12 protein-coding genes, 2 pseudogenes and 1 other annotated feature are annotated in these 15503 nt (G+C 38.1%); of the genes and pseudogenes, 10 read left to right on the top strand and 4 right to left on the bottom strand.

The window, feature by feature from the left end; genetic code table 11:
* The first annotated feature begins 51 nt into the window (after positions 1-51).
* The 3 genes from A5844_RS10910 (at position 52) to A5844_RS10900 (ending at position 4386) form a co-directional block, all read left to right on the top strand.
* Positions 52-2265 carry a RelA/SpoT family protein gene (locus A5844_RS10910; RefSeq protein WP_086285202.1) on the top strand — a complete coding sequence of 738 codons (2214 nt, stop codon included), beginning with the start codon at positions 52-54 and terminating at the stop codon, positions 2263-2265.
* A gap of 11 nt (positions 2266-2276) precedes the next feature.
* Positions 2277-2723, top strand: coding sequence for a D-aminoacyl-tRNA deacylase (gene dtd / locus A5844_RS10905; RefSeq protein ID WP_086285201.1), 447 nt, complete (start codon positions 2277-2279; stop codon positions 2721-2723).
* A 406-nt stretch (positions 2724-3129) separates the two neighbouring features.
* Positions 3130-4386, top strand: a complete 1257-nt coding sequence (locus A5844_RS10900; RefSeq protein WP_086285200.1) for a cytochrome P450 — start codon at positions 3130-3132, stop codon at positions 4384-4386.
* A 189-nt stretch (positions 4387-4575) separates the two neighbouring features.
* On the opposite strand, the gene A5844_RS10895 is transcribed toward A5844_RS10900, so the two are convergent.
* A complete protein-coding gene (locus tag A5844_RS10895) occupies positions 4576-5523 on the bottom strand; it encodes an aldo/keto reductase (protein ID WP_086285199.1) in 948 nt (315 codons plus the stop codon).
* 184 nt (positions 5524-5707) lie between these two features.
* Positions 5708-5918 (top strand) — a binding site (T-box leader).
* A gap of 65 nt (positions 5919-5983) precedes the next feature.
* Here A5844_RS10895 and hisS point away from each other — a divergent pair.
* The 4 genes from hisS to A5844_RS10875 all read left to right on the top strand — a co-directional run bounded on the left by hisS (position 5984) and on the right by A5844_RS10875 (position 12482).
* The gene (gene hisS, locus A5844_RS10890) at positions 5984-7291 is read left to right on the top strand and encodes a histidine--tRNA ligase (RefSeq protein ID WP_086285198.1); all 1308 of its coding nucleotides are present in this window, start codon (positions 5984-5986) and stop codon (positions 7289-7291) included.
* Positions 7291-9057, top strand: coding sequence for an aspartate--tRNA ligase (aspS, locus tag A5844_RS10885; RefSeq protein ID WP_086285197.1), 1767 nt, complete (start codon positions 7291-7293; stop codon positions 9055-9057). Before hisS ends, aspS begins: the two co-directional genes overlap by 1 nt.
* Before the next feature lie 209 nt (positions 9058-9266).
* On the top strand, positions 9267-10142 hold the full coding sequence (locus tag A5844_RS10880) for a YitT family protein (protein ID WP_086285196.1): 876 nt from the start codon (positions 9267-9269) through the stop codon (positions 10140-10142).
* A gap of 423 nt (positions 10143-10565) precedes the next feature.
* Positions 10566-12482 (top strand): acyltransferase family protein, encoded by a 1917-nt coding sequence (locus tag A5844_RS10875; protein ID WP_086285195.1) that lies wholly within the window; start codon positions 10566-10568, stop codon positions 12480-12482.
* Between the two features lie 125 nt (positions 12483-12607).
* On the opposite strand, the pseudogene A5844_RS14680 reads toward A5844_RS10875, so the two are convergent.
* Positions 12608-12709 (bottom strand): annotated as a pseudogene (locus A5844_RS14680) (transposase); the annotation flags it as partial.
* Between the two features lie 239 nt (positions 12710-12948).
* Between A5844_RS14680 and mazE the strand changes: the two are divergent.
* On the top strand, positions 12949-13182 hold the full coding sequence (mazE, locus tag A5844_RS10865) for a type II toxin-antitoxin system PemI/MazE family antitoxin (protein WP_086285193.1): 234 nt from the start codon (positions 12949-12951) through the stop codon (positions 13180-13182).
* A pseudogene (locus A5844_RS10860) lies at positions 13175-13529 on the top strand (type II toxin-antitoxin system PemK/MazF family toxin). The gene mazE and the pseudogene A5844_RS10860 overlap by 8 nt, the downstream one beginning before the upstream one ends.
* Positions 13530-13654: 125 nt before the next feature.
* On the opposite strand, the gene A5844_RS10855 reads toward A5844_RS10860, so the two are convergent.
* Positions 13655-13939 (bottom strand): GIY-YIG nuclease family protein, encoded by a 285-nt coding sequence (locus A5844_RS10855; RefSeq protein ID WP_086285192.1) that lies wholly within the window; start codon positions 13937-13939, stop codon positions 13655-13657.
* Complete coding sequence (locus A5844_RS10850) at positions 13929-14663, bottom strand: tRNA1(Val) (adenine(37)-N6)-methyltransferase (protein WP_086285191.1); 735 nt, start codon at positions 14661-14663, stop codon at positions 13929-13931. Before A5844_RS10850 ends, A5844_RS10855 begins: the two co-directional genes overlap by 11 nt.
* 126 nt (positions 14664-14789) lie before the next feature.
* Here A5844_RS10850 and A5844_RS10845 point away from each other — a divergent pair, with 126 nt between their 5' ends.
* Complete coding sequence (locus tag A5844_RS10845) at positions 14790-15422, top strand: lysophospholipid acyltransferase family protein (protein WP_086285190.1); 633 nt, start codon at positions 14790-14792, stop codon at positions 15420-15422.
* Positions 15423-15503 lie beyond the last annotated feature (81 nt).

Genomic DNA, 15503 nt, shown 5'->3' with positions numbered 1-15503 from the left:
GGTTTATTTCCATCATTTCAGTCTTAGAATTTAGAAAGGGGGACATTTCCCATGCCAAAAGAAGAAATCTTAACTGGCCCTGGTGTGATCAAAATGGTACGCCAATATATGGGTCCTGAGCATGTCGCTTTTGTTCAAAAAGCATGCGAATATGCGACGGCTGCCCATGATGGTCAGTTTCGCAAATCCGGGGAACCTTATATTATCCATCCGATCCAAGTCGCTGGGATCTTAGCTGATCTACGAATGGACCCCCATACGGTTGCAACCGGTTTTTTACATGATGTTGTCGAAGATACAGAAGTCACATTAGAAGATTTAAGAAAAGAGTTTGGTGACGATGTCGCAATGTTAGTAGACGGTGTGACTAAACTAGGAAAAATCAAATATAAATCACATGAGGAACAGTTAGCAGAAAATCACCGTAAAATGTTATTAGCTATGGCTCAAGATTTACGTGTAATTATGGTTAAATTGGCTGACCGTTTACATAACATGCGTACGTTAAAACATTTGCGTGAAGACAAGCAACGTCGTATTGCGCAAGAAACGTTAGAAATCTATGCACCATTGGCTCATCGTTTAGGGATCAGTCGGATCAAATGGGAACTGGAAGATACGGCATTACGCTACCTAAATCCTAAACAATATTATCGAATCGTGCATCTAATGCAGACAAAACGAGAAGAACGGGAAAAATACGTCAGTGGGACTGTCGAAGAGATTCGTCAAGCAACTGAAGAATTAGGGATCTTTGCCGAAATCTATGGCCGACCAAAGCATATTTATTCCATTTATCGAAAGATGAAAGATCAGAAAAAGCAATTCAATGAGATTTATGACTTATTAGCGATTCGAGTAATCGTTGAATCCATTAAAGATTGTTATGCCGTTTTAGGAGCAATCCACACGAAATGGAAACCAATGCCAGGAAGATTCAAAGACTATATCGCTATGCCTAAAGCAAATATGTATCAGTCTTTGCATACTACAGTGATCGGGCCTGCAGGAAATCCAGTTGAAATCCAGATTCGTACGCAAGAAATGCATGAAATCGCAGAATTTGGGGTAGCCGCACACTGGGCATACAAAGAAGGAAAAAGTGATAAAGTTGAACCAGACGGTATGATGAAACAGTTAAGTTGGTTTCATGAAATCATTGAACTTCAAGATGAAAGCTATGATGCTTCAGAATTCATGGAAGGCGTAAAAGGGGACATCTTTAGTGATAAAGTCTACGTATTTACACCTAAAGGGGATGTTACAGAGCTTCCTAAAGGATCTGGACCGCTAGATTTTGCTTATAGTATTCATACAGACATCGGGAATAAAACAACTGGCGCAAAGATCAACGGAAAAATGGTCCAACTAGATTATAAATTGAAAAATGGGGATATCATCGAGATCTTAACTTCACCTAATTCCTTTGGTCCTAGCCGTGATTGGCTAAAACTTGTGGCTACAAGTAAAGCTAGAAATAAAATCAAACGGTTCTTCAAAAGCCAAGATCGTGAAGAAAATATCGTCAAAGGGCATGAAGCAATTGTAAAAAGCATCACTGATCTAGGCTTTGCACCTAAAGAAGTCTTATCTAAAAATAAATTGCACGAATCTTTGGAACGCTTGAACTTTCAAACAGAAGAAGATATGTATGCTGCGATCGGTTATGGAGAAGTTAGTCCGTTAACCATGGCTAATCGTCTGACAGAAAAAGAACGAAAAGAACAAATGATCGAACAACAGAAACAAGAAGTCGAAGAGTTGATGAATCAACCAAGGAAAGAACCTGAAAAAATGAAAGTTCGTCATGAAGGTGGCGTGGTGATCCAAGGGGTTGAAAACTTGTTGATTCGAATCAGTCGCTGCTGTAATCCAATTCCCGGAGACGATATTGTCGGATATATCACCAAGGGGAGAGGGATTTCAATCCATCGTAGGGATTGTCCAAATGTTCAACCCGACAAACCGAATGTCGCAGAACGTTTGATTGAAGTGGAATGGGAAGATACATCCAACACCCATAAAGAATACGATGCGGACTTGGAAATTTATGGTTATAATCGTTCCGGTATGTTGAACGATGTCTTGCAGACAGTCAATACGATGACTAAAAACTTGAATAGTGTGGAAGCAAGGACCAATAAAGATAAAATGGCGACGATTCATTTGACAGTGGGTATTCGAAATCTAGCCCATCTCAAGAGCATTGTAGATAAGATCAAAACAGTACCAGATGTGTACAGTGTACGACGTACGAATGGTTAGGAGGTTCATACATGCGTGCAGTTATTCAACGAGTAAGCAAAGCGTCTGTGTCAATCGACCAGCAAGTAGTCGGTGAAATCCACCAAGGGCTACTGGTTTTATTAGGAATTCATGAAACAGATACGCAAGCTGATGTGGATTATCTAGTCAAAAAGATCGCTCAAATGCGTATCTTTGAAGATGAACAAGGAAAAATGAATTTGAGCATTGAGGATATAAAAGGACAGTTATTGAGCATTTCTCAATTTACTCTATTTGCAGATACGAGGAAAGGCAATCGTCCTAGTTTTATCGCAGCCGCTCGTCCCGAGACAGCCATTCCGTTATACGAAGCTTTTAATGAAGGTCTAAGACAGCGGGGCATTCCTGTAGAAACAGGGCAGTTCGGTGCAGATATGGATGTATCCCTCATCAATGATGGGCCTGTGACTATCATTATTGACTCACAGAATAAGTAGATGTAGATCAAACTTAACAAGGAACAAGGTTGAGAAAAAAGAGTCACTTTATTTTCGACAAAATATCTTCTTTTAGAATGGGCTTGTGAACGGTTTATCCATTAAAAAATACTTCAAAATAGTAGAGCGTGGGACAAAGTATGATTTACTCTTGTTTCACGCTCTAAATATGTATACATGGCGGAATCAGAAGCAACTTCTTCGAAAATAAGCTGGGATTCACAAAAATTTAAAAAGCAATTTTCGTGAATCCCTTCCTATTCTCGGAGTTAAATGTTTGGCCTAGCCTCTTTTTTGGGATCCACAAACAAGCAGAAGGACATCAAAACGCTTTTTTTGTCAGCCTTCCCATTTATGGAGTATCCTATTGATATCCAGAGTTATTTTATTGGGAGGGGAAAAGAGGATGAAAGAAGTACCAGTTGTAGATGTCAAAATGACAGAAGTTAAGAAATACTATGATAAAGGTTATAAAATGCTTCAAGAACTGAGAGAAGAAGCCAATGCTCCCGTGGTAAAAGCCAAGATATTCAACAAAGAGGCTGTGATCATCTATGGAGAAAATGCAGCGAAAATCTTTTATGACCCAAGGAATTTCAAGAGAAAAGGTGCTATGCCGAAGATGGTTTTAAAAACACTGTTTGGCAAGGACGGTGTCCAGTCATTGGATGGGGCAGAACATCATCACCGTAAAGCAATTTTTATGGATCTGATGACACCAGAACGGATGGAAGAGTACCATCGTATTGTGGATCGTGTGTTGAAACAGCAGTTAGAAAAGCAACAAGGAACATTTGAGTTATTTGACTTAAGTAAAATCGTCCTCTTTACCGCTATTTGTGAATGGTCTGGGATCAATCTAGCGGACTATTCCAAAGAAGAAATCAATCAATTAGCGGATTACCAAATTTCGATGATCAGTGGAACTGTGACTTCACCTATCGACCATTTCAAAGGGATGGATCATCGGAAAAAATCAGAAAAATGGGCTCAAAAATTAATCGAAGAAGCGCGCGAAAACCCAGTGCCAGGTAAAGAAAATGTCGCTTTATATGCTTTTGCGAATGCAACAGATCTTGAAGGAAATCTGTTGCCAATAGAAATAGCAGCAGTAGAATTATTGAATATCATTCGTCCAACTGTGGCACTTACTGTCTGGGTGGATTTAATGGGGCATGCGCTTTTCAGCAGACCTGATTTAAGACAACAATTAAAAAATGATTTTGCAAACTTGCAAGATCCATTTATTCAAGAAATGCGGAGATATTATCCGTTTTTCCCGATGCTTCCAGCTTTTGCTTTAAGAGATGTGGAAGTGGATGGGTACCTTATTTCGAAAGATAGTTGGGTCATTTTGGATCTTTATGGCACTAACCATGATGAACGGACGGTTGAATCTCCTGATGCTTTTTTGATCAATCGTTATGTAGGAAAAGCCAAAGAGATCTCTTATGATGAAGAGTATGAAATGATTGCTCAAGGTGGAGGAGATTTTCGGAAGATGCATCGATGTGCAGGAGAATGGATCACGTTACACAGTTTACGGGTATTCTCGGATCAATTAGTGAATCAATTTGAGTTCTCTGTGCCAGAGCAAGATTGGACAATTCCTTTTAATCAATTTCCAACATACCCAAATAGTCGTGTGTTACTGTATAAATAAATAGACAAGCAATAATCCTAAAAGAAGCTACACTTAGTCATTAGGCAGAAAAATCAAAAATATTTGTGACATTTTTTGTTTTTTTGCCTATGACCTAAGTGTAGCTTTTTGAATAATATTTACTGAGATGATGAGAGATAAGGAAAGTCGGTGTAACAATTTCCAAATTTTATCGTTAATGGAGAGTTTTTAGAATCCTTGAAATAGCTCATTGATTATCTGTGCATCTGTTGCAGTTAAATGGATATCCAACGCTTTTGCATTATCAGCGACTTGTTCAGGTTTCTTTGCGCCAGGAATCACGAAGGTAATCTGTGGGTGAGCGATATACCAAGCTAAAACTAGTTGTGCAGTAGTGGCTTGATAGTTTTCTGCAATTGGTTTTAATTGATCAACCAAATGAATAATTGATTCGTAGCGCTCACCTTGGAAATTTGCTTTCCTTTTTCTTGGATCGTCTTCATCAAAATATTTCGGACTATCTAAGTTATACTTTCCTGTTAATAGCCCGGAAGCAAGTGGGAAATAAGGAACAAAACCAATATTATTTTCTTTAAGATAAGGAAACAGCTCCGTTTCTGCCTTACGGTGAATCAAACTATAATGATCTTGTACGATATCGACATAACCATCCATATTTGCTTCTTTCAATTGGGCCAAAGAAAAATTAGAAACGCCGATTGCTCGGATCTTTCCTGCTTCTTTAAGTTCATGTAAAGCAGCAACAGCTTCGTTTTTTGGTGTTTTTTCATCTGGAAAATGAATGTAAAAAATATCGATATAATCAGTTTGTAGTCTTTTTAGCGCTTCTTCCACAGATTGTTTTAGAAATTCAGGTGAGTTATCGAATTTTTTTTCTTGGTTTGGAAGATGAGCGGCTTTTGTCGCAATCACGATTCGTGAACGATCGTATGGGGCTTCTTGTAATACTTCTCCGATTAGTGCTTCGGATCGTCCTTTTCCATAAATATAGGCAGTATCGATCAAATTTAATCCGTTATCGAGGGCTGCCCGAACTACTTGCTTACCAATCTCATCATCTAATCCTGTAAAAAGGTTATGACCTCCGATGGCATTTGCGCCAAGGCCAATCGGTTGAGCATATACTTGAGAATGACCAATTCTTACTTCTGACATCATGCTACCTCCTTCTTTTTATTATTTTAGTCTAAAACAAATTGAGAAAAAGAGAAATCAAAATGATTTCACTCATTGAAACTCTCCTGACTCAAGTCGCGTGTATTTTCGACAAATAATCAAATAAAATCCATCAGTTCCCCCTTGACTTTAGGTGGGGTTTTTAGTAGGTTATAGATAATATCTAATATCTGTGAAAGAGCGAGTAAGTAACTAATGCTTTATAAGAGAGGGACGTCGTGGCTGAAAACGTCCTAGATAGGTTAGTTTCCGAAAGACACTCTGGAGATGGACGCGTGCAAAGCCGTCCCGTTGACGAGCGTTAATCGTGAGAGGAAAGAGTAATCTTTCAAATTTAGGTGGTACCGTGTATGAAATAGTCATTCACCCTTGTTCATTGTGGACAAGGGTGTTTTTTGTTTCCATTGAGTACATATAGTAAAGAAAAGGAGAGAAAAAAATGAGCTTCCAAAGACCAAAAGGCACCAATGATATTTTACCTGGAGAATCTGAGAAATGGCAATTTGTTGAAGAAACAGCCCGCTTACTATTTCGAGATTATCAGTACAATGAGATTCGCACACCGATTTTTGAACATTATGAAGTAATCGCTCGTAGTGTAGGGGATACGACAGATATTGTTTCAAAAGAAATGTATGATTTTTATGACAAAGGTGAACGACATGTAACACTTCGTCCCGAAGGTACTGCGCCAATCGTTCGTTCGTTTGTAGAAAATAAATTGTTTGGACCAGAACACACGAAACCTTTCAAAACTTTTTATATGGGCCCGATGTTTCGCTATGAACGTCCACAAAAAGGTCGATTACGTCAGTTCCATCAAATCGGAGTAGAAGCATTTGGTTCAGACAATCCTGCTACAGATGTTGAAAGCATGGTGATGGCATTAGATTTCTTCAAACAGTTAGGGATCACTCAAATTCGGTTAGTCATCAATTCATTAGGAGATAAAGAAACACGGCAAGCATATCGCCAAGCATTGATCGACTACCTTGTGCCTTTTGAAGCTGAACTAAGTGAAGATTCACAACGTCGTCTACATGAAAATCCGTTACGTGTATTAGACAGTAAAGATAAACGTGATCAAAAATTTGTAGCCCAAGCTCCTTCGATCTTAGACTATCTGAGTGAAGAGGCACAAAAACATTTTGACACAGTGATTGCAATGTTAGATGCATTGGATATTTCCTATGAAATCGATAGCAACATGGTACGTGGCTTAGACTATTACACACATACGATTTTCGAAATCATGAGTGATGCACCGAAAATGGGCGCCCAAGCAACGATTTGTGCGGGGGGACGTTATGATAACTTAGTGGAAGAATTAGGAGGCCCTCAAACACCAGGTTTTGGTTTTGCCATGGGTATCGAACGTCTATTATTGACGATGGAAGCTGAAGAAGTAGTAATTCCTGCGTTCAATTCTTTAGATGCTTATGTGGTTGCATTAGGGGAAGAAACGAATATCGAAGCTTTAAAAATCGTTCAGGCGATTCGTGATTTTGGTTTTTCTGCTGATCGTGATTTTATGGGAAGAAAGGCAAAAGCACAATTCAAAACAGCGGACAAAGCCAATGCAAAATTAGTTTTAGTGATTGGTGGAGATGAATTAGCAAATCAAACCATCAACGTAAAAGCAATGAGAAGTAGAAAAGAAAAAAGTTTCTCATTACAAGAAATCTATGAACATTTTGATGAAGTCTATGATGAAATGACTTTATTTATTGAACAGGAGGAAGAATAATGGCACAACGAACAATTTACTGTGGACTTATTTCTAAAGCCCAGTTGGGACAAAAAGTTACCTTAAAAGGATGGGTACAAAAAAGACGGGATCTAGGTGGAGTTATCTTTATCGACTTACGAGACCGTGAAGGGATCGTCCAAATCGTTTTTAATCCAGAAATCAATAAAGAGGCCTGGGAGATTGCGGATAAATGTCGTAGCGAGTATGTGATCGAGATTACTGGGGTAGTTAAAAATCGCGGAGAAATGGCAATCAATCCAAAAATGGCGACAGGTGAATTTGAAATCATTGCTGATGAGATCACGATTTTGAATCAAGCAAAAACTCCGCCTTTCTTGATTGAAGATGATCAAACGATCAGTGACGAAATCCGTTTGAAATATCGCTATTTAGATTTACGTCGTCCGAAGATGACAAAAAATATCAAATTGAGAAACGAGACAACCAAAGCGATTCGTCACTACTTAGATGACCATGATTTCTTAGACATTGAAACTCCGTATCTTGGGAAATCAACGCCAGAAGGTGCGAGAGACTATTTAGTTCCTTCACGCATCCATGCTGGACATTTCTACGCGTTACCACAATCTCCGCAATTATTCAAACAATTATTGATGAATGCAGGATTTGACCGATACTACCAAATCGTTCGTTGTTTCCGAGATGAAGATCTGCGTGGAGACCGTCAACCAGAATTTACTCAAGTGGATATTGAAACAACTTTCTTAAGTGCAGAAGAGATCCAAGACTATACGGAAGGTTTGATCGCAAAAGTCATGAAAGACGTGCGTGGTATCGAAGTGAGCTTGCCATTCCCACGAATGACATATGATGAAGCGATGAATCGTTATGGAAGTGACAAACCAGATACGCGTTTTGAGATGGAACTGATTGATCTAAGTGAAGTAGTCAAAGGAGTAGAATTCAAAGTCTTCCAAATGGCACTTGAAAATGGTGGCGTCGTGAAGGCATTGAATGCGAAAAATGCAGCAAGTCGATATTCTCGTAAAGACTTAGACAATCTTGGACAGTATGCCACACAATTTGGAGCAAAAGGTCTTGCTTGGTTGAAAGTGGAAGAAGATGGTTTGAAAGGACCAATTGCCAAATTTATGGGGGAAGCTTCTGAAGCATTGATTCAAGCAACGAATGCTGAGGTCGGTGACATCTTATTGTTTGGCGCAGATAAATCAGAGATCGTTGCAGCAACGTTAGGCGCGATCCGTTCTCGTTTAGGAAAAGAACTGGGATTGATTGACGAATCAAAATTCAATTTTTTATGGGTCACAGAATGGCCGCAATTTGAATATTCCGCTGAAGAAGGACGTTATGTATCTGCCCATCATCCATTCACTATGCCAAAAGAAGAAGATATAGAGTTACTAGCGACTGATCCTGCAAAAGTGTATGCTCAGGCTTATGATATCGTGTTGAACGGGTATGAATTAGGTGGCGGATCATTACGTATCCATACACGAGAACTACAAGAAAAAGTTTTAAAAACGCTAGGTTTCTCAGCAGAGGAAATGGAGGAACAATTTGGATTCTTATTAACTGCATTGGACTATGGTTTCCCTCCGCATGGGGGTATTGCTCTTGGTTTAGATCGTTTTGCTATGTTACTTGCAGGAGAAGAAAACATTCGTGAAGTCATTGCCTTCCCTAAAAATGGGAAAGCTGCTGATGTGATGAGTGATGCACCAAGTACGGTTTCCGATCTACAATTATTTGAATTAAATATCGACGTGACAGAGGTAGAGTAACATAAAGTTTTTTTACAATGAGTAAAGAAAAGCTGGGAATGACAACAGACGAAAAATTGCTCGGATACGCTTCAAGCAATCACCCGTTATCATTCCTTCTTTTACTCTTCGCTTAGTGAGGATTGAGATGATTTGTCACAAACTCATCTTGATTTAATTTTAAAAGGATTTATAATAAAGCCATAATAGATGAAGCGAGGCCTTTTTTCATGAAAAAAACTTTCGAAAATTGGGCGTATCATGACTATACGACCAAGCTTTCGGTATCAATCGTATATGCGCTGATTGCATCGGTAGCATTGAATTTCTTTTATCAACCAGGCAATATTTACTCCAGTGGGATAACTGGTCTTGCGCAAATTTTAACGACACTTTCAAAATCATTGATTGGTTTTGAAATACCTGTTTCAACGACTTTGTATTTGTTGAATATCCCATTATTTATATTAGCTTGGTTCAAAATCGGGAAAAAATTTACGATTTTCACGTTTATTACAGTGACGTTGACTTCTTTATGTATCCACCTTTTACCACAAACGGTTTTATCAACAGATCCAATCATTTGTGCGCTGTTTGGCGGAGCCGTGATGGGTGCTGGGATCGGCTTGGCTTTAAAAAATGGCTTGTCATCTGGTGGGTTAGATATAGTGAGTATTACGATCCGCAAAAAAACGGGTAAGTCTATTGGGTCGATCTCGATTTACTTCAATGTTCTGATCGTTTTTGTAGCGGGCTTGCTTTTCGGTTGGCAATATATGTTTTATAGTGCATTGTCGATTTTTGTGAGTGGGAAAGTAACAGATGTTGTCTATACAAAACAAAAAAAGATGCAAGTGATGATTGTGACAAAACAACCAGAAAAAGTGATTCAAGCGATCCAACAATGTATGCGACGTGGGATCACGATTATCAATGAAGCAGAAGGTGCTTATAAACATGATAAACAAACAGTGTTGATGACGATCGTGACACGCTATGAGTTACCGATGCTCAGAGAAGCGATGAAATCATCTGATCCACAAGCATTTGTTAGTATTGCAGAAAATGTACAAATACTTGGCCGTTTTTATGAAGATAGCATTTAAAACTTAGAGAACATGCGGTATAAGATAGAGTCAAAAAGCTTTTTATAACAGGACATCCCTCAAAAAATAAGTCGAAGGATCTCGGAAATAGTTCAGCTATTTCTGAATTCTTCGACTTGTTTTTAAAAATCGGATCACGTAGCTACAGATTTTTTCTTTAAGTTGTTTTTTTGAGTAATTGCTTATTAGATCTTATCTATTTAGTTTTAGAAATTAGGATGTTTGTGAGGATCCTCAAGATCGATCAAAAAAGGAAACGTAACTTTGAAATTTTATTAAAGTTCAAAAAAAATGGTAGGATTTTTTTTTGATCTATGGGATTATAGAGAAAAGTAGTGAGTTTTTGTGTTATTTCACTTGCTATTTTTATTTAATACACGTATATTACGAATGAAAAAAGTTTATGAAAAGTTGGAATATTGAATGGAAAAACAAAAAAGGTTAAAAAACAGCCGCTATATCACCGGTTTTGATGGTATTCGTTCTTTAGCCGTAATAGGAGTGATTTTGTACCACCTATTACCGACAAGTATGAAAGGTGGCTTTTTGGGGGTACCGATATTCTTCGTTGTATCAGGTTATCTGATTACTGATTTATTACGGCAAGAATGGGAACAAAATGGGAAAATCAACATTTGGCAGTTTTATGTACGTCGTATGAAGAGGTTGTATCCGGGACTAGTTTTCTTGTTAGTGACTGCATCAGCCTATATCACATTGTTTCAGCGTGGGTTATTAAATAATCTTCGTGGAGTCGTATTGAGTAGTTTGTTTTATGTCAACAACTGGTGGCAGATCGATAATGGATTGTCTTACTTCGATCGTTTTGCCAATGAATCACCTTTTACACATATTTGGTCACTGGCAGTAGAAGGACAGAATTATCTGATCTGGCCGATACTCTTTGTTTTATTGATGGTTTTTGTTCGTAAGAAAAATTGGATTTTTTACACAATCATGGGTGGAGCAATTGCTTCAGCAATTTTGATGATGGTGTTATATACACCAAATGGCGATCCTACACGTGTGTATTACGGAACGGATACGCGATTGTTTTCCATTTGGATGGGGAGTGCGCTTGCCTTCATCTGGCCAAGTACGCGTTTGAAGAAAAATATTCCTAAACAGGCAAAAAAAGTGCTGAATCTAGCTGGAGGAACCTCATTGATCGCATTGATCTTGTTCTTCTTTTTCTTAGATGATCATTCGAACTTTGTTTATTACGGAGGGTTATTTTTAGTCAGTCTTTTATGTATGGTTTTAGTAGCTGTGACTGCTCATCCAGGCGCAAGTTTAAATAAGTGCTTGACCAATCCGGTATTTACATGGATCGGTAAGAGAAGCTATGGCATCTACTTGTATCAATTCCCAGTAATGATTTTTTACGAAGCAAAAGTCTCAGGAATTGCGGATCATGTCTTGCTTCATATGACGATTGAAATTGCGTTGATCTTGATCATCAGTGAACTGTCGTATCGTTTTATCGAACGACCATTGGCACGTTTCGATTATGGACGGACGTTTGGTGTGGTCAAAGGCTGGTTCACTAAACCAATCATTAGCCGACAAAAGCCTTGGGTCGTTCCAGGGACCTTAGTCGTAATCATTGCCTTGGTTGGCTTTGTCACAGCGCCTAAAAATGCTGTGACAGCAGATCAGAAGCAATTACAGCAAAATATTGCTGAAAGTAAAAAATTAGCTGAAAAAAGTCAAAAAGATCAAGAAAAAACATCTCATTCAGTGGATCAAGCAGTACTAGATAAATATGATTTGACGAAAGCACAAGGAGAAAAAGCACAACAACTCGAATTAACAGCTTTCGGAGACTCAGTCATGTTAGATGCCGCCACAGATTTAAAAGAATTATACCCAAAAGTCGTTGTAGATGGGGATGTCGGTCGACAATTATACACGAGTGAGCCTTACATTGAGGAATTGAAAAAACGTGACTTGTTGAAAGATACTGTCCTCATTGGCTTAGGAACGAACGGATCATTTTCTGAGTCGCAATTTGATAGTTTGATGCAAGCAATCGGTGACCGGAAAGTCTACTGGGTCAATGTGCGAGTACCAACAAAACGTTGGCAAAATGAAGTCAATGCGATGCTGGCAGAAATGGAAAAGAAATATGACAATATGACTGTGATCGATTGGTATGATTATAGTAATGGACACAGTGAATGGTTCTATGATGATCAAGTCCATCCTAATCCAGATGGCATGACAAATTATATCCATTTAGTCAGCCAAGCCTTGTTAGGTGGAAGTGAGAATAAACAAGCGGCTTCATCTGACGAAACGAGCAATGTATTGGAATCGGATAGTCGTACAAGTGAATAGAGAAAATAGCGACTTTTTGTCAAATGATGTTGGTAAAGAGAAATCCTAGAATGACTGGTGAACAGAAAGAAAATATTTTCTTTCTGTTCATTTTTTGATTTTATGAGTAATGCTTTCCCGCACCTAATCATGATTCGTAATTTAAAGTTATAAAAGCTTCGAAACCCATAGGCATTTCGTTTCAATACCTTGATATGATTGTTCAAACACTCCAAAGGACCATTTGAGTAGCTATAACGTAGGGGGTTCTAATTTATGGAAGAAAATTTTTGAGGGTTTTCAAAGGTCTATCATAGATCTCGGGAAAGTCTGTTTTCCCCCATCCCAATATTCTTTAAATATTTTGGTTATAATTAACGGGAATGAGACGAGGAGAATGATTGACTAAATAAATTTTCTAATCAGTAATTACTGTAATTACATGTTAAAATAAAGCAACAAATAAGCTGAGAAGAGGTGATTATTAATGGATACAGTAAAAACACGTAAACAAGGAAATGCTGTTATGGTTACACTGGCCAGTAAATATGGAATACCAGCAGGTAAAACCTATTACATTAGTAAAGAAGATGATGGAACAATATCATTAATACCAAAAATTGAAGATTATTTTGCTACAGCAAAACAAAATGAATTCGTTGATAAGGAAGATGAGTTAGCAATGAATTTTAGTGTTGAAAGTAGGTTGCTTGATGAATAATAGTATAGAACAAGGTTCTATTATATATATAGATTTTGAACCGTCACGAGGAAGTGAGATAAAAAAACTAAGACCTGCCATAGTGATTAGTAGAGATGAGTATAGTTACAGCTCAAATTTAATTATTGTTTGTCCTCTGACAAGTACAGATAAAGAGCGTCCATACTTTGTTGAAATTAAAAATGAAAAATTAAAACCAGGAAGTAAAGTAAATACAAAACAAGTCTATACTTTAGATTATTCTGAATCTGGGGGGGCGAAAAGTAGAGATTTTAGGTAAACTATCTAAAAGGGAATTTGTTAATATAGCACAACACTTTCTTTTGAATTTTAATTTTGAACTATAAAAATAAGCCGGAGATTTTTAAAAATCATTCATGTGATTTTCGGGAATCTCCGGTTTCTGGCTTTCGTTTAGAGAGTGTGGTCAAGAGATGACAACTATTAGACAATTTTGAAAGCACGACTATTTTCATTCTTTTTTAGGTAAAGTGATTGTTTCATGTGTTTTTAAGTATCGTTCTTTTTGTCGACGTGTTTGTTTTTTAAAAGCTGCTTCTGCTTTCGTTGCTTCACTTCTTGTTGCGAATTCTTCGGCATGGATCATCTTGACAGGTCGTCTTTTTTGCAAGCGAGTATATTTCGCACCTGTTCCTTGATTATGCTCCTGTAAACGACGATTAAGGTCAGTGGTATATCCGCCATAAAATGTCTGATCTTGACACAATAGGACATAGAAGTAATGTTTATTTGCCATATAGGATTTCACGAATTTCTGCTGTATAATTTCCTTCTTCGTCATAAGTGAACAAAGGAGGAGCAATTTTGAAACCATCTAACTTTCCTTGTTTGATGCCTTCTACTAACAAGATATTGGCTTCTTTACCGGCTTTAGGATAAATAAATTGGACACGCTTTGGTGCGATCTTGCAAGCTTGCATAATGTTGATGATCTCTAAAAAACGATCAGGACGATGGACAAGTGCGAGTCGACCAGTCGTTTTTAATAATCTCCCAGCGGTTGCGATCACTTCTTCGAGCGTGGTGTGGATCTCATGTCTAGCAATTGCGAGATATTCATTGGGATTTTTTTTATTTGTGGGTAAACCTTTAAAGTAAGGCGGATTACAGACAACGACATCACAGGAATCATGTCTAACTACAGACAAACTGTCTTTCAAATCAAGTGTATGTACCGTGATTTGCTGCTCTAAATGATTTAATGCGACACTGCGTCTTGCCATGTCGGCTAAACGAGGTTGCAATTCGATCGCATCGATTTGTGCATTGGTGCGTTTACTTAAAAAAAGACCCACTGCGCCATTGCCTGCACATAAATCCACGATTTGGCCATTCTTTGGTAGTCGTGCAAAGTTGGCAAGCAAAACAGCATCTAAAGAAAAAGAAAAGACTTGCGAGCTTTGGATGATTTGAATATCTTCTGCATATAATTGGTCAATACGTTCGTTTTCGTGAAGCATTTGATCCCTCCAAATGAAAAAACTAATCGTATGTAGTATACTATTTTTTGTAAAAAGAACCAAGAGAACTTGTCAAACTGGGTATTTTTGGGCATACTATAGGAACAAGAAAGAAAGGAAGAGAACATGTTCTATCGATTTATGCGCGGGGTCGTCAGGGTGATTTTAGCAATCATCAATGGGAATGCCCGTTACGAGAATAAGGAAGTCTTACCGAAAGACGAAAATTACATACTAGTGGCACCACACCGTACTTGGTGGGACCCCTTGTATCTAGCTGTAGCTGCATCACCGAAGGAATTCAGTTTTATGGCGAAAGAAGAATTATTCAAAAATCCAGTATTACGTTTTATTTTGATCCATGCGAATGCATTTCCAGTCAAAAGAGATAATCCTGGACCAAGTGCCATCAAAACACCGGTGAAAATTTTGAAATCCACTGACTTAGGTTTGATCATGTTTCCAAGTGGAACAAGACATGCGACCGATTTAAAAGGTGGAATGGCTCTGATTTCAAGAATGTCGAAAGCCAAAATCGTACCTGCCGTTTACCAAGGACCATTGACTTTGGGTGATTTATTTAAACGTAAACGTGTAACAATCCGATTTGGTGAACCAATCGATTTATCAGATATCAAAAAAACAGATAAAGAAGGAATGGCAGAGATCGAGCGTAGAACACAAGCTGCATTTGATCAATTGGACAAAGAAGTCAATCCTGATTTCAAATATGAAATCCAAAAAAAGAATGAATCTTAGCCGTTGATGCTTTTTTAGAAGCAGTAAAGAATTGCTTCCTCTTGGTGTAATACCGAAGGAAGCGTTTCTTTACTGCCTTTT

It is taken from the genome of Candidatus Enterococcus wittei, from assembly GCF_002140175.1.
Lineage (GTDB): Bacteria > Bacillota > Bacilli > Lactobacillales > Enterococcaceae > Enterococcus_B > Enterococcus_B wittei.
This window is presented reverse-complemented; position numbering and strand designations above follow the sequence as displayed.